General features: G+C 60.5%; 13 protein-coding genes. 8 read left to right on the forward strand and 5 right to left on the reverse strand.

Translation table 11 applies throughout. From position 1 onward, the window contains the following. Nucleotides 1-24: 24 nt before the first annotated feature. Nucleotides 25-2,502 carry an autotransporter family protein gene (locus NYP16_RS12160; RefSeq protein WP_274944422.1) on the reverse strand — a complete coding sequence of 826 codons (2,478 nt, stop codon included), beginning with the start codon at nt 2,500-2,502 and terminating at the stop codon, nt 25-27. 392 nt (nt 2,503-2,894) lie between these two features. Between NYP16_RS12160 and NYP16_RS12165 the strand changes: the two genes are divergently transcribed. Both NYP16_RS12165 and NYP16_RS12170 read left to right on the forward strand, forming a co-directional pair. Further along, nucleotides 2,895-3,965: a branched-chain amino acid aminotransferase gene (locus NYP16_RS12165; protein WP_274944423.1), complete on the forward strand. Its 1,071-nt coding sequence runs from the start codon at nt 2,895-2,897 to the stop codon at nt 3,963-3,965. A gap of 208 nt (nt 3,966-4,173) precedes the next feature. Next, nucleotides 4,174-4,977, forward strand: coding sequence for an undecaprenyl-diphosphate phosphatase (locus NYP16_RS12170; RefSeq protein ID WP_274944424.1), 804 nt, complete (start codon nt 4,174-4,176; stop codon nt 4,975-4,977). A gap of 54 nt (nt 4,978-5,031) precedes the next feature. Here the strand turns inward: NYP16_RS12170 and NYP16_RS12175 are convergent, their stop codons facing one another. Continuing rightward, nucleotides 5,032-7,062, reverse strand: coding sequence for an AsmA family protein (locus NYP16_RS12175; protein WP_274944425.1), 2,031 nt, complete (start codon nt 7,060-7,062; stop codon nt 5,032-5,034). Nucleotides 7,063-7,304: 242 nt separating this feature from the next. Here NYP16_RS12175 and purU point away from each other — a divergent pair, with 242 nt between their 5' ends. Beyond that, complete coding sequence (gene purU, locus NYP16_RS12180) at nt 7,305-8,174, forward strand: formyltetrahydrofolate deformylase (RefSeq protein ID WP_274944426.1); 870 nt, start codon at nt 7,305-7,307, stop codon at nt 8,172-8,174. A gap of 3 nt (nt 8,175-8,177) precedes the next feature. Here purU and rnk read toward each other — a convergent pair whose 3' ends face one another. Continuing rightward, nucleotides 8,178-8,564, reverse strand: coding sequence for a nucleoside diphosphate kinase regulator (gene rnk, locus NYP16_RS12185; RefSeq protein WP_274944427.1), 387 nt, complete (start codon nt 8,562-8,564; stop codon nt 8,178-8,180). 429 nt (nt 8,565-8,993) lie between these two features. Between rnk and NYP16_RS12190 the strand changes: the two genes are divergently transcribed. The 3 genes from NYP16_RS12190 to NYP16_RS12200 all read left to right on the forward strand — a co-directional run bounded on the left by NYP16_RS12190 (nt 8,994) and on the right by NYP16_RS12200 (nt 11,459). Continuing rightward, nucleotides 8,994-9,818 (forward strand): sulfite exporter TauE/SafE family protein, encoded by an 825-nt coding sequence (locus NYP16_RS12190; protein WP_274944428.1) that lies wholly within the window; start codon nt 8,994-8,996, stop codon nt 9,816-9,818. A 17-nt stretch (nt 9,819-9,835) separates the two neighbouring features. After that, complete coding sequence (locus tag NYP16_RS12195; protein WP_274944429.1) at nt 9,836-10,519, forward strand: fumarylacetoacetate hydrolase family protein; 684 nt, start codon at nt 9,836-9,838, stop codon at nt 10,517-10,519. Nucleotides 10,520-10,604: 85 nt separating this feature from the next. Further along, entirely contained in the window at nt 10,605-11,459 is an 855-nt protein-coding gene (locus NYP16_RS12200; protein WP_274944430.1) for a formyltetrahydrofolate deformylase, read from the forward strand. A 6-nt stretch (nt 11,460-11,465) separates the two neighbouring features. Here the strand turns inward: NYP16_RS12200 and NYP16_RS12205 are convergent, their stop codons facing one another. Then, on the reverse strand, nt 11,466-12,935 hold the full coding sequence (locus NYP16_RS12205; protein WP_274944431.1) for an amino acid permease: 1,470 nt from the start codon (nt 12,933-12,935) through the stop codon (nt 11,466-11,468). Between the two features lie 282 nt (nt 12,936-13,217). Here NYP16_RS12205 and NYP16_RS12210 point away from each other — a divergent pair, with 282 nt between their 5' ends. Then, a complete protein-coding gene (locus tag NYP16_RS12210) occupies nt 13,218-13,625 on the forward strand; it encodes a DoxX family protein (RefSeq protein ID WP_274944432.1) in 408 nt (135 codons plus the stop codon). A gap of 123 nt (nt 13,626-13,748) precedes the next feature. After that, on the forward strand, nt 13,749-15,431 hold the full coding sequence (paaN, locus tag NYP16_RS12215; RefSeq protein ID WP_274944433.1) for a phenylacetic acid degradation protein PaaN: 1,683 nt from the start codon (nt 13,749-13,751) through the stop codon (nt 15,429-15,431). Here paaN and NYP16_RS12220 read toward each other — a convergent pair. Next, a complete protein-coding gene (locus tag NYP16_RS12220; protein ID WP_274944434.1) occupies nt 15,428-16,264 on the reverse strand; it encodes a pirin family protein in 837 nt (278 codons plus the stop codon). The two genes, paaN and NYP16_RS12220, sit on opposite strands and share 4 nt — an antisense overlap. Nucleotides 16,265-16,392 lie beyond the last annotated feature (128 nt).

Below are 16,392 nucleotides of genomic sequence, written 5' to 3' on the forward strand. Positions count from 1 at the left end.
GTTTCAATTGCAGAGCGATGACTCTTAGAAGCGCACGCGGAGACCGCCGTTCAGGCCATGCAGCGTCGCGCCGTCGCGCAGTTCCGCGTCATAATTGACATAAAGACGGAAGCTGCCGTGGAAGCCGACTTCAAGGCCTGCGCCAAGCACTGCGGCGTCACGGCCGGGGGTGCTGCTGGCAACATTGAAGCTCTGGCCTTGCAGATGCGCAACCAGGCTGTCGATGGCGTTGAAGTCATGGGTCCAGTAAGCGCGGAGCTGCGGCACGATGACCGCGGTTTCCATTTCGAAGGCCTGGGTCAGGCGGAGGCCGATCTTGCTTTGGGCCACCGTGTCGCTGAGACGATCGAGCTTGAGTGCGGTGGTGGCGCTGCCGATTTCGGTGACGGCATTGCGCTTGGCCTGATCCCAACGGAAGCCGACCACCGGTTCGGCGCTCAGGCTGCCGAAGCTGAGGCGGGTACCGGCCTGGGCGTCAAGCGCCCAGCTGTTCACCTTATCACGGCTGACGAGCTTGGTCGCGCCGGATGACAGCAGAACCGCGCGTTCGGTGCGGTATTTGTCCCAGCTATGGGCAACGATGGCGTCAAGGAAATAACCGTCGGCGATATAGGACCCATAAACAAAGGCCTGGGTGCTGTTGACATCCGCTGAGCCCTGGCTTTCGGTGCTGACGTCGCCGTTGGTGGTGGCGGCGCCGACCCCGATGCGGAGCCCGGTGGCGAAGTCCTTGTCAAAGCCCATGGCCATGCCATTGGCGTCGAAATGATAGCCGTCGGCTGCGGCGTTCGCCTTGATGCGGTTGCGGTTACCGAGCGCTTCGACCCAGAAGTCGACGCCTTCGGCTTTGCGGTTACCGGCGAGGTGATGGAACACACCGTCACGGCCGGTGCGGCGGCCTTCGACACCGGCTGCGGCGACGTTCGCATGAAGTTCACCGCTCAGCTGATGCAGGGCAGCCGCCATGCCGTTGCTGCCAAGGCCGTTCAGACCGGCGCGCAGGGCGATGCCCGTGTTGGCCGTGCGCAGGGCATCGACCACCGTTGCGGCCTCGCCGGTATTGGTCCGGCCGTAGCCGCTGGCGAAAGCTGCGTAGGAGGTCGGGGTGACGGCGAGGTTGATATAGGTCGCGCCGTAAAAGACTTCAAACTGTGATCCGGCGGCGAGACCGCTTGCGGGCTGGGTCAGGCTCTGGAACGTTCCGGTGACACCGCCCTGAGCTGCAACGATCGTGAAATTCGTGCCGATTTCGGGCGTGTATGTGTTGGTGGCGCTGCCGGTGATGCCGCGCAGGATCGGATTGAGCGTGCCGGTTGCGGTGAAGCTGTGTCCAGCGCCGGTGACGAGGACGCGCGAATAATTGCCCGCGCCATTGGCGGTGCCGGTGCCGTCGATATCGATCTGAAGGACCGAGCCGCTCAACATCTCGACACTGTCGGTGAAGGTCAGCGTGCCCGGGCTGTTGCCGGGGGCGAGGGTGCCGGAGACTTCAGTTCTGCCGTTGATGGTGCCGGAACCGCGCAATGTGCCGCCATTATCAACCCAGACATCGCCGTCGAACGTGGCGTTCATGGCCAGCGTGCCTTGTTCGACGCAGGCGCCGACGGCGTTCGAGCTGTCGCCGCGGAGATCGAGCTTGCCTTCGCCGGTCTTGGTCATGCAGCCGTCGCCGGAGAGATGGCCCGTGATGACCGCATCGAAACCCGCGGTATCAAAGCTTGCGCCAGCGGCACCGATCGTGATGTCCTGGTTGAGGACGAAATCCGACGTGAACTCGATCTTTTTGCCGTTCACGACCAGGCTGCCGCCCGGCAGGGTATTGATGATGTCCCCGGCCTTGAGGCCGCTGGTATCACTCACCAGCTTTTCAAGTTCGGTGAGATCATCGCCGAACAGATAATAATAGGTGAAGCTGATGGTTTTTCCTGCCAGAAGATCGCCGAGGTTGAAGCCGAGACCCATGACATAATCGCCATCGCCGTCATTGTGGCCGGTCAGATAATCGGCGGGATCCTGGCTCCAATCTGCACTTACCCCGGTATTGTGGGTGACGGCGTCATTCGTATACATCGCCAGCACATAGCCCTTGACCGAGCTCACCGCGGTCACGAGGTCTTTCGGATCGATGGTGGCCGTGCCGGTGCTGTTCGTCGTGAAGCCGGTATTGACGTCGGGGTCGATATGGCGGGCGAAGGCGACGCCGGTCAGATCCGACAAGGCCGAGATGGTGGTCGTGATCTTGACGGCCTTGCTGTTCTTGTCGAACGACAGATCGTTGGTGAGGGTGAAAAGATCGGCGGTCCCATCGTTATAGGTGCCGGTCCAGATGGCATGGCTTGTGGTGCCGGTGCTGGCATTGGTCACTGTGCCGAAAATATCTGGGGTGCTGTAGGGATAACTGCTGTTGTTGTTGATTTTGTTCATGCCATTGAAGGATATGCCGAACCCTTCGAACGGTATGCCGGGCGTGAGATAGTCATCAGCGGGATCGAAGTTTCTCATTCCCGTCGTGTCATACAGAAGCCCGGGAGACATACTCCCCTGACCGAGCGTGCCGAAGTCATTGACCGAGAGTTAGATGTAATCGCCCTCAAGGATGAAGGCGACGTTGACGGGGGTGGCGTTCACAGCCTGGGCAGATGCAAACAGGGCGGCGGTACTGAGAAGCAAGGTTTTAAGCGATACTCGGGCATGCGTATGAATGCTCGCGTCAGGGTTGATGTAATATCGCTTCTTTATCTAGTGATACTTAAAAGTGCATTAATTCCTGGTGTTTGTGCAGGTGGACACAAAATTCATGCAAGGGCGTGGCGGAGAGGTTTTACGCCTGGAATATGGCTGTGGCGGCGGTTGGAGCGTCTTGGTATAAAGGAAAAAATTTTGGAGACGGCCTCATGACCTCTTATAAAATTCATCCCGCTGTTGCTGAAGCCGTCAGGGGTTTTTCATGCCCCGCGTCACTTGGTTTCGGCGCCGTAACCGCGCCGGTGATGTATAGCGTCGAATATCGTAATGGCGCTTGGGGCCAGGGCGAGCTTCTGCCTTATGGCGATATCGCGGTGCCGCCCGGCTGCAAGGGCCTGCATTTCGCTGAACAGATTTTCGAAGGCATGAAGGCTTACCGATTCGAGGGCAAGGCACCGACCCTGTTCCGGCCGCGGGACAATTGGGCGCGCTTCGTGCGCTCGGCGGAACGTATGTGCATGGTGACGGTGCCCGAACATCTGTTCATGGATGGCATCGAGGCGGTGACGGGAGCCTGTGCCCCGCATATTCCGACCGCCAGCGGTCAGGCGCTATATTTGCGTCCCTTCGCCTTTGGACTTGATCCGTCTTATACCATCAAGGCGTCGGACAATCTGCGCTTCATGGTGATCGGAAGCCCGGTCGAAGCCTATGCCACAGCGCCCATGCGGGTCATGATCGAACGCCATGACGTGCGGGCCGCGCGCGGTGGCGTCGGTGTGGCCAAGACCGGCGGCAATTACGCGGCGTCGTTGCGATCGAGCACGCTGGCCATTGCCGGGGGCTATCATGTGTCGCTCTGGCTCGATCCCGAAACGCGCGGCAATATCGAGGAACTGTCGGGCATGAATGTTTTCGCGGTCATCGACGGCGTGCTTCATACCCCCGAGTTGAATGATTCGATCCTGCCCGGGATCACTCGTGATTCGCTGATCCGGCTCGCCCGGCACCGGGGGTATAAGCTGGTGGAGCGGGTCATGAATATGGAAGCGCTGCTCGGCGATATCCGGGACGGGCGCTGTAGCGAGGTCTTCGCCTGCGGCACGGCGGCCATCGTCAATCCGATCGCACTGTTCGGCGAGGCGGATGGCCGGACGGTTCCCTTGCCAAGTGCGACGCCGGTAGCGTCCGAACTCCGTCAGGCGCTGCTCGACATTCAGGAAGGCCGCGGCAGCGACCCCTTCGGCTGGATTGTTGAAGTGCCGCCGCTCGCGCTTTAAGGATTGTTTTGGCGGAGCGAGCATGGATTACCGGGTCAAGCCCGGTAATGACAATTTTCACATGGACTGCTCCACCATCTGTCATTGCCGGGCTTGACCCGGCAATCCATTTTGGCCATCCGGGCCGGGACAAAGGGGCGACAGGGGGCCTGACTTCGGGTATATCCTGTACTCCTTTTGGATGCAAAGCAGCGGGGTAAGTCGCAGCATGAGTGGGGTATATTTTGACGCGGTTCTTCTCGGAATTATCGAGGCCGCGACCGAGTTTCTGCCGGTATCATCCACAGGGCATCTGCTACTGGCCGGGCATTTCCTGAATTTCGAGGGGCCGCAGGGCCGGGTGTTCGAAGTGGCGATCCAGCTTGGCGCCATTCTGGCTATTTGCGTGCTGTATTTTCAGCGCCTGTGGCATGTGCTTGTGACCCTGCCGTCGGACCCCGTCTCGCGCCATTTCGTGACGACGATTCTGTTGGCTTTTCTGCCGGCGGCGGTGATCGGTGCGGCCTTTCATGGGGTCATCAAGGCATATTTGTTTTCGCCCTGGGTGGTCTGCTGGGCGCTGATCCTTGGCGGTTTCGCCATTCTGGCTATCGAGCGCTTCCGGCCCGAGCCGTCGATCCGCAGCATTGACGAGGTCCGCCCGAAAACCGCAGTGGCCATTGGCTTTCTGCAATGCCTGGCGATGATTCCGGGGGTGTCGCGCTCAGGGGCGACCATTTTGGGTGCGCTCTGTCTTGGGGTCGAGCGTAAACAGGCGGCGGAATTTTCGTTTTTCCTCGCCATTCCGACCATGTTCGGGGCCGTGGCCTTCGATCTTTATAAAAATCGCGGCTCGCTGACGTTCGATGACGGCGCGCTGATCGGGGTCGGTTTTGTCACCACCTTTGTGGTGGCTCTGGTGGTGGTGCGCTGGCTGGTGGGGTTCATCAGCCGTCACGGCTTCGGGCTTTTTGCCTGGTACCGGATTATTCTCGGCGGTCTCGGTCTCGCGGCACTGGCGACATTTGGATGAGATGCCGGTCCGGATGAGGGATCACCCGGACCGACCATAGGTTTCAGAAGGGCTTCAGGGGAACTTGAAGCCCTTTAGCTTGTCCTTAAGGCTGCTGCCAACGCCATCGGTCTTGCCGGGGATCAGGCTTTTCAGCTGGTCGGCAGCACCGGATTTCAAAAGATCTCCGGCCGAGGTCTTTTTGCCGAGGCAGAGCGACCCGAGCACCACGCAAGGATAAGGATCGGAGAGCGGGCCGGAGAGCCGCACCGTGCCACCGATGCCGGTATTGTCGACCGTGGCCTTGGCGAAGGAATGTACCGTGGCTTCATAGTCAAGCGTCTGCGGCGGCAGCATGATCTGGCCGTGGCCGGTCATTTTCAGCAAGGTGCGGTTGTTCACATAGGGGCCGATCAGTTGCAGATCGGGTTGGCTTACGGTGCCGTTGGCCGAGGACCAGGTGCCCTTGAGCGACGAGAATTTGGTCGACTGATTGACTTCGCCCGCGCCGCCGAACATGGAGGCGATGCCCTTGATGGAGCCGGTCAGGTCGCCCGAGGTCAGGCCGGTCAAGAGGCCGGTGCCGCCGCCCTTGAAGCCATTGACCACCTTTTCGATGCTGGTGGCCACGGCGGCGATATCGACGCCCTTCAGGCTGCCGTCGGCGAAGGCGAAACTGCCATTGCCGTTGAGGGCCGAAATCATGGCCTTCTGATGCTTGCCGGAGGTGGTGACGGCGAGGTTGGTCGTGAGCGTGCCCGACAGCTTGTCAAAGTCCCCGGCGTCTTTCAGCAGCGGTTCGGCATTCACTTTGGACAGCTGGAAATTGGCGCTGATTGACGGCGTCGTGCCGCTGCCGTTCACGGTTACCGAGCCTTTACCGCTGCCGCCGTATAAGGCCATTTCCTGCAGATTGGCGTTGAGGATGCCGGCCTTCAGGTCAAGATGCAGGCTGCTTTGACCGATCTGGATCTTGCGATAGGTGAGCGATTTTGTCTTGAAGGCGAAATCGGCGTCGGCGGCCTTGAGGCCCGAGACGTCGATGGGCTCCTCGCTCCAGCCGGCCCATTTGCTTTCGGGTTCTTCGGGCGGTAGATAGGGGTTGAGGTCGAGCGCGTCGGCGGTCAGATTGCCGCTCAAGGCCAGACGCTCGCCGCCGGTTTTGACCGTGAGGGCCCCGGTGGCGTTGATCTTGTCGAACTGGATCGTGGCATTCTTGAAGGCATAGGCATCATTCGCAAGATCAAGGTCGCCCGAGAGTTTGAGCGGGCCGAAGCCGCTGCCCGGGGCCTCAAGCGGGTTGCCGGTCCAGGCCGCGAGTTTGCGCAGCGACGGCACATCGAGGGTGGCCTTGCCGATCAGGGCGAATTTTTCCGCCATGCGGCCCTGACCATCCACCGAGAAGTTGACCGGGGCGGCGCTGACCTTGGCGGTGAAATTTTCCTGCTGCCCCTCCATCAGTTTCTTGAGATTGGCGGCAGTGAGGGCGAGGTCGATTTTTTCCTTGTTCCAGACGAAATCGCCTTTGACGGCCAGCGGACCATCATATTTCGGCAGGTCGAGGCTGCTGTTGATGGCGCTCAGTTCCTGATGGGTGCCGTCGCGGGCGTCGCTATAGGTGACTAGGCCGTCGCTCAGCTTGACCAGGCCGAGGGTGAGGTTCTGGAGCACTTCATCAAGGTTGCCGGCTTCGGTTTCAGGTTTTGTCTGATCTGGGGCGACGTCAAATTCCCAGTTGCCCTTGCCGGTCTTGTCGATGGCGAGATGGATCACCGGCTTTACCAGCTCAAAGCCATCGACCTGAAGCTTGCCGGCAAATAGCGGCATCAGCTTGACGGCGATTTTGAGCGTTTCAAAACGGGCCATATCGGGCTCGGTCGCGCCCGGGACATTGGAGAAATGTACATCATCGGCCTTGAGCACGATCGATGGAAACAGCGACAGCTTGAGCGGGCCGTTGAGTGCGAGATCGCGGCCGGTGGCGGTTTTGACCTGGGCCGAGATTTCCTGCTTGTAACGCTCCACCGGGATCAGGAACGGGATCGCGACAATGGCGACCACCAGCAGGAGCACAATGGCGCCGACGATCAACAGCAGTTTTTTCATGGGCTGACGCTCCCCCTAGGTGATGGCGAGACTGAAAGCAGACCCTAACCGGGCAAGCGCCCGGGGTCCTGGCCCCTCGCACAGGAAATTCTTTAAGTCTTCGAACAGTGTACCGAAATTTGCCGGGGGAGGCTACTGGTCTCGCCCGCAAAGGGGGCATCGCCAATTGTGATCGCCATCATGCCCCTGTTGAGGGTATAACTCTGGCCATGTTTACAGTCTTGCAGCGGAAATATTCAGTCATGCCGGTATCCACGCCCGATCTTGCGTTCGTGCTTACGCTGTCCTGTCCGAATCGTGTGGGCATTGTCTATGCGGTGTCGAAATTTCTGTTCGAGCGCGGTCTGAATATCACCGACAGCGCGCAATATGACGACCTCTCCACCGGCCGGTTTTTCATGCGGGTGGCCTTTGCCGTGACCGACGCGCCGCACAGCCGGGATGAGCTTCAGGCCGCCTTCGCGACGGTGGCCGAGGGGTTGGATATGGTCTGGACGTTGCGTGACCGGGCGGTCAAGCCGCGAGTGATGATCCTGGTGTCGAAATTCGATCATTGCCTGATCGATCTGTTGTATCGCACCAGCATCGGGGAGCTCGATATGGAGATCCCGGCCATTGTCTCGAACCACCGCGATGCTTATCAGCTGGCGGCGGCCTATGACATTCCGTTCCACCATCTGCCGGTGAGCCGGGACAACAAGGAGGAGCAGGAAGACCGGCTTCTCGATCTCGCCCGGCGGGAGGCTGTGGATCTGATCGTGCTCGCGCGCTATATGCAGATCCTGTCGGACCGCATGTGTGCGTCACTGCCCTGTCCGGCGATCAATATTCATCATTCTTTCCTGCCGAGCTTCAAGGGCGCCATGCCCTATCATCAGGCGCACAAACGGGGCGTCAAACTGATTGGCGCCACCGCCCATTATGTGACGCCGGACCTTGATGAGGGGCCGATCATCGAACAGGATATCGCGCGGGTGACCCATGCCATGACGCCCGAAGACCTCATTGCCGTCGGCCGCGACACGGAAAAGCTGGTGCTGGCCCGGGCGGTGCGGCTTCATATTGAAGACCGCATCCTGCCCAATGATCATAAGACCGTGGTGTTCCGGTAAGGCTCAGGCGCTCACTTCAAGCACGGTGAGGTTGCGGGTGCCGCCCATATGGTCGGCCCAGGTGATGCCCTGACCGGCGCGCATGCCGAGAAGGGCGGCGCCGATCGGAGTCAGCACGGAAATCTTGCCGGCGGAGGCATCCTGTTCACCCGGAAACACCAGGGTGATGCTGCGCACGCGGCCATTGGCCTCGTCACGGTAGGTGACACTGCGGCCCATGGCGGCCACATCGTCCGGCAGTTTGCCCGGAGCGACCAGCCGGGCGCGGTTCAGTTCGCGGTCGAGATAGTCAGCAACCGAGGGATCGAGGGTCTCTGTCGCCGCAACCAGTTCGGCTACGGCCTCGTGGTCGGTCATCGACATGATCAGGGTGGGAAGGGACTTGGACATCGGTAATCCTCATGTAGGAAAAATCTGCTTTTTGAGGAGACCGTCGCCGCGCCGTGATCCGGGCGTTCGGCTGGACAGTCAACCGCAATAGCGGGAATAAAAACTTTGGGGTAAACCGCTTCCGGGCGGTCAAGGTATTATAAGATATAAAGTATTCTGATTGGATATGACCCCGGACGGTCGAGAAAGGCTTGTGGCGTGCGACGTCCGGGGCTACTTGCTTGCTTGCAAGCAGCCTGCGTGATGCTGGAATCGCGTATACGTTTTAAATGTCCACATAGCCTGACCACCATATCATTGCCGTGTATTCTGTCAATCAGCCCAATCTAACGTTCAGGGCGGTTTGACGTGAATAGTGTTTGGTCAGGCTGGGGGCCGTCCGTATAGACGATATAGTTGCAATTGGTTATGCCGGGAACAGCTGATGCCATGACAGGTGAGTGGGCGCTTTTTCTGTTGGCGGGTTTGATGCTGGCCACCGGGCTTGCAGGCGGAATCATCGCCGGAATGCTGGGCGTGGGCGGCGGAATCGTCATTGTGCCGGTGCTGGACTTTGCCCTTGGATTTGTTGGCGTCGATGCGGACATCCGCATGCAGGTGGCGGTGGCGACCTCGCTTGCGACCATTATTCCGACGGCGCTCTCGTCGGCGCGGGCGCATCAGTCGCGGGGTGCGGTGGATATGGCCTTGATCCGCCACTGGGCGGTGGCCATGTTTTGCGGCGCCCTGATCGGGACGGTGATCGCGTCCGAGGTTCAGGGCAGCGTGCTTTCGGCGGTTTTTGCGGCGGTGTGTTTGCTGGTGGTGGCCAAGATGCTGTTGCCGCTCGATCACAGGCGGATTGCGCCGGGCTTGCCGCCGGGGCCCTTGATGCAGGGCGTCCCATTGGCGATTGGCGGTGTTTCGAGCATGATGGGCATCGGCGGCGGCACCGTCGGGGTGCCGATCCTGACGTTGTTCGGCTATAGCATTCATCGCGCGGTGGGCACGGCTTCATTGTTTGGCCTGTTGATCGCCGTTCCCGGCACGCTTGGGTTCATTGTTACCGGCTGGGGCGATCCCCGGCTGCCCATGGGCAGCCTCGGGTTTGTCAATCTGATCGGTCTTGCCTTGATTGCGCCGACCACCTATCTCACTGCGCCGCTTGGGGCGCGGATCGCCCATGGGCTCAGCAAACGGCAGCTTGGCATTGCCTTTGGTCTGTTTCTTCTGCTGGTGGCCTGCCGTATGATTTATCGCGTCTATCAGGGTTAATCTGGAGATTTATTATTATGACCACTGTTTTTCCGCCTGTTTCCATGATCACGCTGCCGGTTGTCGGCCGGGCCGAGCGCTTTCCTGTGGCTCGGGTTTTTTGCGTCGGCCGCAATTATGAGGCGCATGTTCGGGAAATGGGTGCCGATACGCGGGAAGCGCCGTTCTTTTTCATGAAACCGGCGAGTGCGGTGGTCGAGGATGGCGCGCGTATCGCCTATCCGCCGCGCAGCGCGGATGTTCATCACGAGATCGAACTTGTGGTGGCGCTCGGCAGCGGCGGCGTGAATATTCCGGTCACTGAGGCTTTGGGCCATGTGTTCGGCTATGGCGTCGGTCTCGACCTCACCCGCCGCGATCTCCAGGGCGAGATGAAGGCGTCGGGGCGCTCCTGGGAAATCGGCAAGGTCTTTGATGGTGCGGCCCCGGTCTCGGCCATCCGCGCGAAATCCGAGGTGCCGTCGGTGGCGGAAGGGCGGATCAGCCTTGAGGTTAATGGCCAGCTGCGCCAGGACGGCAATCTCCATGAGCTGATCTGGTCGGTGGAGGAAGTGATCGCTGAACTTTCGACCTATTTCACCCTGCAACCCGGGGATCTGATCTTTACCGGAACGCCTGCGGGCGTCGGTCCGATCGCGCGCGGCGACCGGCTCACCGGCAAGGTCGACGGCGTGGGCAGTCTGACAATAACGGTTGCCTGAAGTTTCCACGCCGCCCGAGAGCCATCACGCCTGCACCCGTCGCCCGTCTGATTGGACAATGGGATCGGGTGATGTGGAGCTTATGGTGGCGGATTTTATCTTGTCTTTGACCTGCACGGGGGCGGGATCGCCGTCAGCCGCGCGCATCGGCGTGGAGAGCGGAGTCCTTGACGTGTTGCGGTCAGTGCGTGCGGTGCTGAAGGACTGCGCCCATTACCGCGATCCGGAGACCGGGCGGCTGTTCATGCGGTTGATGTTTTCGGCCAAGGAGGAGGAAGCGGTGCGTTCCCCGCTCGCGGCGCGGGCCTCGACGCTTGGGTTGGAGTGGCAGTTGACGGCGGTGGATCATCGGCCGTCGGTGGTGGTTTTCGTCTCGAAATTCGCCCATTGCGCCCAGGATCTGTTGGCCCAGGCCAAGGAACTTGGCATGCGGGTGGCGGCCGTTCTGTCCAATCATGGCGACTTCGCGCCCTTCGCGGCGGCGGCCGGGGTGCCGTTTTACCATCTGCCTATTGTCGAGGGCAGACGGCAGCGGCAAGAGGCGGTGGCGCTCGATCTCGTCCGGGCAGCGGGGGCCGAGCTTGTCATTCTGGCCCGCTATATGCAGGTTCTGTCGCCGGATCTGGTCACGGCGCTGCCTTGCCCGGTGATCAATATTCATCATTCCCTGTTGCCGGCTTTCAAAGGGGCGGAGCCCTATGGGCAGGCCTATGCGGCCGGGGTCCGCGTCATCGGCGCGACGGCCCATTATGTGACGGCCGGGCTCGATGACGGGCCGATCATCGAGCAGGAGGTGGCGCGCGTCAGCCCCCGTCACTCCCGGGAGGATTTTCGCAAGATCGGCGGTGAGCTTGAACGGCGGACCCTGGCGCGGGCGGTGCGGCTGCATCTTGACGGCCGGGTGTTCCGGATCGGCGATCGCACCTTTGTTCTTGAGTGAGGTCGCTTACGGTTGGCCGGTCTCACTGGCTTCACGGGCCCGTGTCAGGGCAGCGTTGCGGCGGCCATAGCCGAAATAGATGACGAGACCGATGGCCAGCCAGACCACAAGCCGGATCCAGGTGTCGCCCGGCAGGCTGTACATCAGATAAAAGCAGCTGCACATGCCGACCAATGGCAGGAGGGGAGCGAAGGGCACCCGGAACGGCCGTTTGAGCTCCGGAGCGCGGTGGCGCAATATGAGCACGCCCATGCAGACAATGGCAAAGGCGAGGAGCGTGCCGATGGACACGAGTTCACCGAGGATCTCGATGGGGAACAGTCCGGCGATGAGCGCGCTGAACAGTCCGGTGATGACGGTGCCGTGCAGGGGCGTGCGGTAGCGCGGGTGAATATCGGCAAAGGTTCGGGGGATGAGGCCGTCCCGGGCCATCACATAGGATACCCGGGTCTGGCCATAAAGGCTGAGAAGCGTAGCCGAGGCCAGACCGATAATGGCGGCCATGACGATGAATGGGGTCAGCCAGCTTAGATTGGCGCCGGCGGTGCGCAAGGCTTTGTAAACCGGGTCGGGCACATTGAGCGTCGAATAATGGGCGAGCCCGGTCATCACCAGCGACATCATCACATAAAGCGCGGTGCAGATGCCAAGTGCCCATAACAGGCTGATGGACATGTCCCGCTGCGGATTTTTGGCCTCCTGCGCGGCGGTTGAGATGGCATCGAAGCCGATATAGGCGAAGAAAATGATGCCGGAGGCGCGAAAAATACCACTCCATCCGTAATGCCCTGATTGGCCAGTGTTTTCCGGAATGAATGGAGTCCAGTTTTCGGGATCTACATAGGCCGCGCCGAACAAAATAACCAGAATAACGGCCCCGATCTTGATCATTGTCATGATGCTGTTGGCGGTGGTCGATTCCTTGATGCCGAGAATAAGCAGCCCGGTCAACAGCAGCACAAGCCCGGCGGCGGGGACATTGAACCAGGCTCCGGTGATGCCGATGCTGTGGGTTTCGGTGAAAATGAGCGGGGCGCTGATCCAGTCCATGGGCAGCTTGACCCCGTAGCTCATGAGGAATTCGGTGAAATAGCCGGACCAGCCGACCGCCACCGTCGAGGCCGACATGGCATATTCGAGCACAAGGCACCAGCCGATGATCCAGGCGACGAATTCTCCAAGCGTCGCATAGGCATAGGTATAGGCGCTGCCAGCCACCGGGATCATGGAGGCGAGTTCGGCATAACAGAGCGCCGTGCAAAGGCAGGTGAAGCCAGCGATCAGAAAGGAAATGGCCAGCGCCGGACCCGCATATTCAGCAGCGGCGGTGCCGGTGATGACAAAAATACCTGCGCCGATGGTGCTGCCGACGCCGATCATGGTGAGGGAAAAGGGGCCAAGTGCGCGTTTGAGGCCGGTGACGCTTGTGGCTTCCCGCTCAAGCGCAGAGAGTGATTTCCGTGTCCAGAGCCCCATCAGTCCTCTCCCTTTGCTGTCCATGTCAGATTTTTTTATTAGCTTGTTTTACGCGAGCTTACCCCGGCCGCTTGGTGATGGCGAGGGTCAGTGGCCCGGGGGCTGCATTTTATCTGGATGGCAGTTAACCAACTTATGGTTGGAATGAAAACGGGTAATATTCCCTCGGCTCCGGAAGTGGTATAATGCTGGCATCAGGTGTCCTTGTCTGTTCACTCACAGGATCAGGAGACGGTTATGTCTGTTACTATCCGAGACTTAAATAATCAGCAGGATCTAGGCATGCTCATCGGGCGCGTTCTCATGAGCGCCATCTTCATCTGGAGCGGATTTGGCAAGCTTGTCGGTGCGGCCGCAGCCAAGGCCTATATGGTTCATATGGGGGTGCCGGTGCCGGAACTGGCGTGGATCGTCACGGTGGTGATCGAATTCGTTGGCGGTCTTGCGTTGCTGCTCGGGCTCCGGGTGCGGTTGCTTGGGGCGCTGTTCGCGCTCTGGTGCCTGGTGACTGCTTTCGTTGCCCATCTGGATTTTTCAGTCCCCGGAAACAATGTCCAGTTCATGAAAAATATCGCTATGTGCGGTGGTTTTATCTATATCGCGCTGTTCGGCGGCGGGATTTATACGGTGGAGTGCTTGTTCCATAAAAAGACCCCTGTGACTCCGACGACCCCACCCAGCAATAGCTAAATAGGGACGTCGGCAGGTAGGCGCTCGGAATTTTCATCTTGCACCTTCCAAGGCTTGCATAAAAGTACTTATGATTTTAGGCTGACCGGCATGGGATCTCAGACTTGCCGGGGGGATAGGCCGATGACTGCTTACTTTGTTGCGCACAAAGCGCGTTTGGACCGGGTGATCGAAACGCTTGAGCGGCGGGTGAGCTGGTCGCCATTCAAGGAATCGGCGAGTCCGAAGTTTCATGGCGAGGAGGCGCCACGGGCGGGGCGCGCGGCGTTTCTCGCGCGGCTTGGCAAGCCTTTCGACTTGGCCGATCAGCCGGGTGAAGTCGGACGCACGGGCGGCGAGGTCTCACCCTTCACCGGACAGCCGCTTGGCATCACCTATCCCCGGGCAGATATGAATCTGCTGCTTGGGACGTCGCGAGCGCTTCTGCGGGCCTGGGCGGCGGAGCCGCTTGAGACGCGGATGGGGCTGTGTCTTGAGATGGTCGAGCGGCTGCATCAGGCATCCTTCGAAATCGCCCATGCCGTCATGCATACGGCCGGGCAAAGTTTCCCCATGGCGTTTGCGGGCAGCGGGCCGAATGCGCTTGATCGCGGGCTTGAGGCGCTGGCCATGGCCTGGCGGGTGATGACCCTGACGCCGCAGGACAGCGACTGGTCGAAGGCCTTCGGGCCGGGTGATCCGGTGCGCTTGCACAAAAGCTACCGGCAGATTCCTTTGGGGCCTGCGGTGGTGATTTCCTGCGCCACCTTTCCGACCTGGAACGCCTATCCGGCCATGTTCGTCAATCTCGTCACCGGCAATCCGGTTGTGGTCAAGCCGCATCCGAACTGCGTGTTGCCCATGGCCATCGCCGTCGAGATCTGCCGCGACGTGCTGCGGGCGGCGGGGCAGGATCCCAATCTCGTGACCATGATCACCGACAGTGTCGACCGCCCGATCGCGCAGGAGCTTGTGACTCATGCCGATGTGGCCATTGTCGATTTCACCGGCAGCGCACGTTTTGGCGGCTGGATCGAAACCAATGTGCGCGGCAAACAGGTTTTCACCGAGACCTCGGGCGTCAATACGGTGGTCATTCAGGGCACGACGGACCTTGATGGCATGGTGCGGAAACTGGCCCATGGCCTTTGTCTGTTTTCCGCGCAGATGTGTACGAGCCCGCAGAATATTTTTGTCCCAAAAGACGGCATCATGACCGATCAGGGGGCGATCGGGTTTGATGAACTTGCATCGCGGGTGGCCGTGGCCGTGGATGATTTGGTATCCGATCCGGTGCGGGCGGCGGCGATCCTCGGGGCTATTCAGGCGGAAAGTTCCTGCAAACTTTTGGGCGAGCTGCGCGCGCTTTCGGTGGGGCAGGGAACAATCATTCGGGAGACGACGCCTTATGCCCATCCGGAATTCCCGGAGGCGCGGACGGCGACGCCGTTGCTGATCACCTGCGACATTGGCGCGCGCGATCTTTATGCCGAGGAACGCTTTGCGCCGGTCGGGTTCTTTATCCGATGCGCGGACGCTGAGGAAGCGTTGAGGCAGGCGAGCGCGGACGCAAAACAGATCGGCGCGATCACGGCGTTTCTTTATGCGGATGACGAAAATTTCGTGGCGCGGGCGGAGGATGCCTTCGCCTGGGCGGGGGCGAACCTCACCATCAATATGACCAGCGGGGCCATGCCGATCAATTTCTCGGCGGCTTATAGCGATCTTCACGTGTCGGGATTGAACCCGGCCGGGAACGCCACGCTGACGGATGTCGCGTTCGTGGCGTCCCGGTTCCGGACTGTTCAGCGGCGCCGCCCGTTTTAGAACTGGCCGGCCTGATAGTCGGCGAAAGCCTGACGGATTTCGGCTTCCGTATTCATGACAAACGGGCCGTAGCGCGCGACCTGTTCCTTGAGCGGCCGTCCGGCCACCAGGAGGGTACGGGCCGGGCCGTCAAGGGCGGTGATTTCCACCCTGTCGCCCGCGCCGTAGATGGCGACTTCGCCGCGGTTGACGCGTTCGCCGCCGCTCATGATCTGGCCTTCGAACGGATAGGTGAAGGCATTGTGACCTTCGGGCAGAGCGTAGTCGAAACGGCCACCCTCGGGGATCGATAAATCGAGATAGATGGTCTCCGTATGGTGGGCGTCGACCGGGCCTTTCGCGTCTTCGTAACGACCGGCGATCACTTTGACCGTCAGACCGTCATCATGGGTCACCACCGGGATCAGTTCCGGGTCGATGTCCTGATAGCGTGGCGCGGTCATCTTGTCGCTTGCGGGCAGATTGACCCATAACTGAAAGCCCCACATGAGGCCGTTTTCCTGTTCGGGCATTTCCGAATGAACGAGGCCGCGACCGGCGGTCATCCATTGCACGCTGCCGGGCCTGAGGAGGCCGACATTGCCCTTGTTGTCGCCATGGCGCATGCGCCCGGCCAGCATATAGGTCACGGTCTCGAAGCCGCGATGGGGATGATCCGGGAAGCCGCCGATATAATCGGCTGCATCGTCGGACCGAAATTCATCCAGCAGCAGGAACGGGTCGAGCTGGGTCAGGGCCGGACCGCCGATGGAGCGCGTCAGGCGGACACCCGCGCCGTCGCTCGCGGCCTGGCCGCGCAGGATCTTGACGATCGGGCGGACTGTGGTGGTCATGATCTGTCTCCTTAGCGAGAGGGAAGCGGGAGGCTCCCGTTGCTTATGAGCAAAATATAGGGTCGCCGAGGGCCTGTGCCTATGGGGCCTGGGGACAAGACACTGTTCCGAATTTCAGAACAATCTTG

It is taken from the genome of Govania unica (assembly GCF_027920805.1).
GTDB lineage: Bacteria > Pseudomonadota > Alphaproteobacteria > Sphingomonadales > Govanellaceae > Govanella > Govanella unica.

Coding starts and splice junctions, on each gene's coding strand:
- paaN (WP_274944433.1), top strand. CDS start 13,749: ATGACTGCTTACTTTGTTGCGCACAAAGCGCGTTTGGACCGGGTGATC.
- rnk (WP_274944427.1), bottom strand. CDS start 8,564: ATGTCCAAGTCCCTTCCCACCCTGATCATGTCGATGACCGACCACGAG.
- NYP16_RS12220 (WP_274944434.1), bottom strand. CDS start 16,264: ATGACCACCACAGTCCGCCCGATCGTCAAGATCCTGCGCGGCCAGGCC.
- NYP16_RS12175 (WP_274944425.1), bottom strand. CDS start 7,062: ATGAAAAAACTGCTGTTGATCGTCGGCGCCATTGTGCTCCTGCTGGTG.
- NYP16_RS12210 (WP_274944432.1), top strand. CDS start 13,218: ATGCTCATCGGGCGCGTTCTCATGAGCGCCATCTTCATCTGGAGCGGA.
- NYP16_RS12195 (WP_274944429.1), top strand. CDS start 9,836: ATGACCACTGTTTTTCCGCCTGTTTCCATGATCACGCTGCCGGTTGTC.
- NYP16_RS12165 (WP_274944423.1), top strand. CDS start 2,895: ATGACCTCTTATAAAATTCATCCCGCTGTTGCTGAAGCCGTCAGGGGT.
- NYP16_RS12170 (WP_274944424.1), top strand. CDS start 4,174: ATGAGTGGGGTATATTTTGACGCGGTTCTTCTCGGAATTATCGAGGCC.
- NYP16_RS12190 (WP_274944428.1), top strand. CDS start 8,994: ATGACAGGTGAGTGGGCGCTTTTTCTGTTGGCGGGTTTGATGCTGGCC.
- NYP16_RS12205 (WP_274944431.1), bottom strand. CDS start 12,935: ATGGGGCTCTGGACACGGAAATCACTCTCTGCGCTTGAGCGGGAAGCC.
- NYP16_RS12160 (WP_274944422.1), bottom strand. CDS start 2,502: ATGAGAAACTTCGATCCCGCTGATGACTATCTCACGCCCGGCATACCG.
- purU (WP_274944426.1), top strand. CDS start 7,305: ATGCCGGTATCCACGCCCGATCTTGCGTTCGTGCTTACGCTGTCCTGT.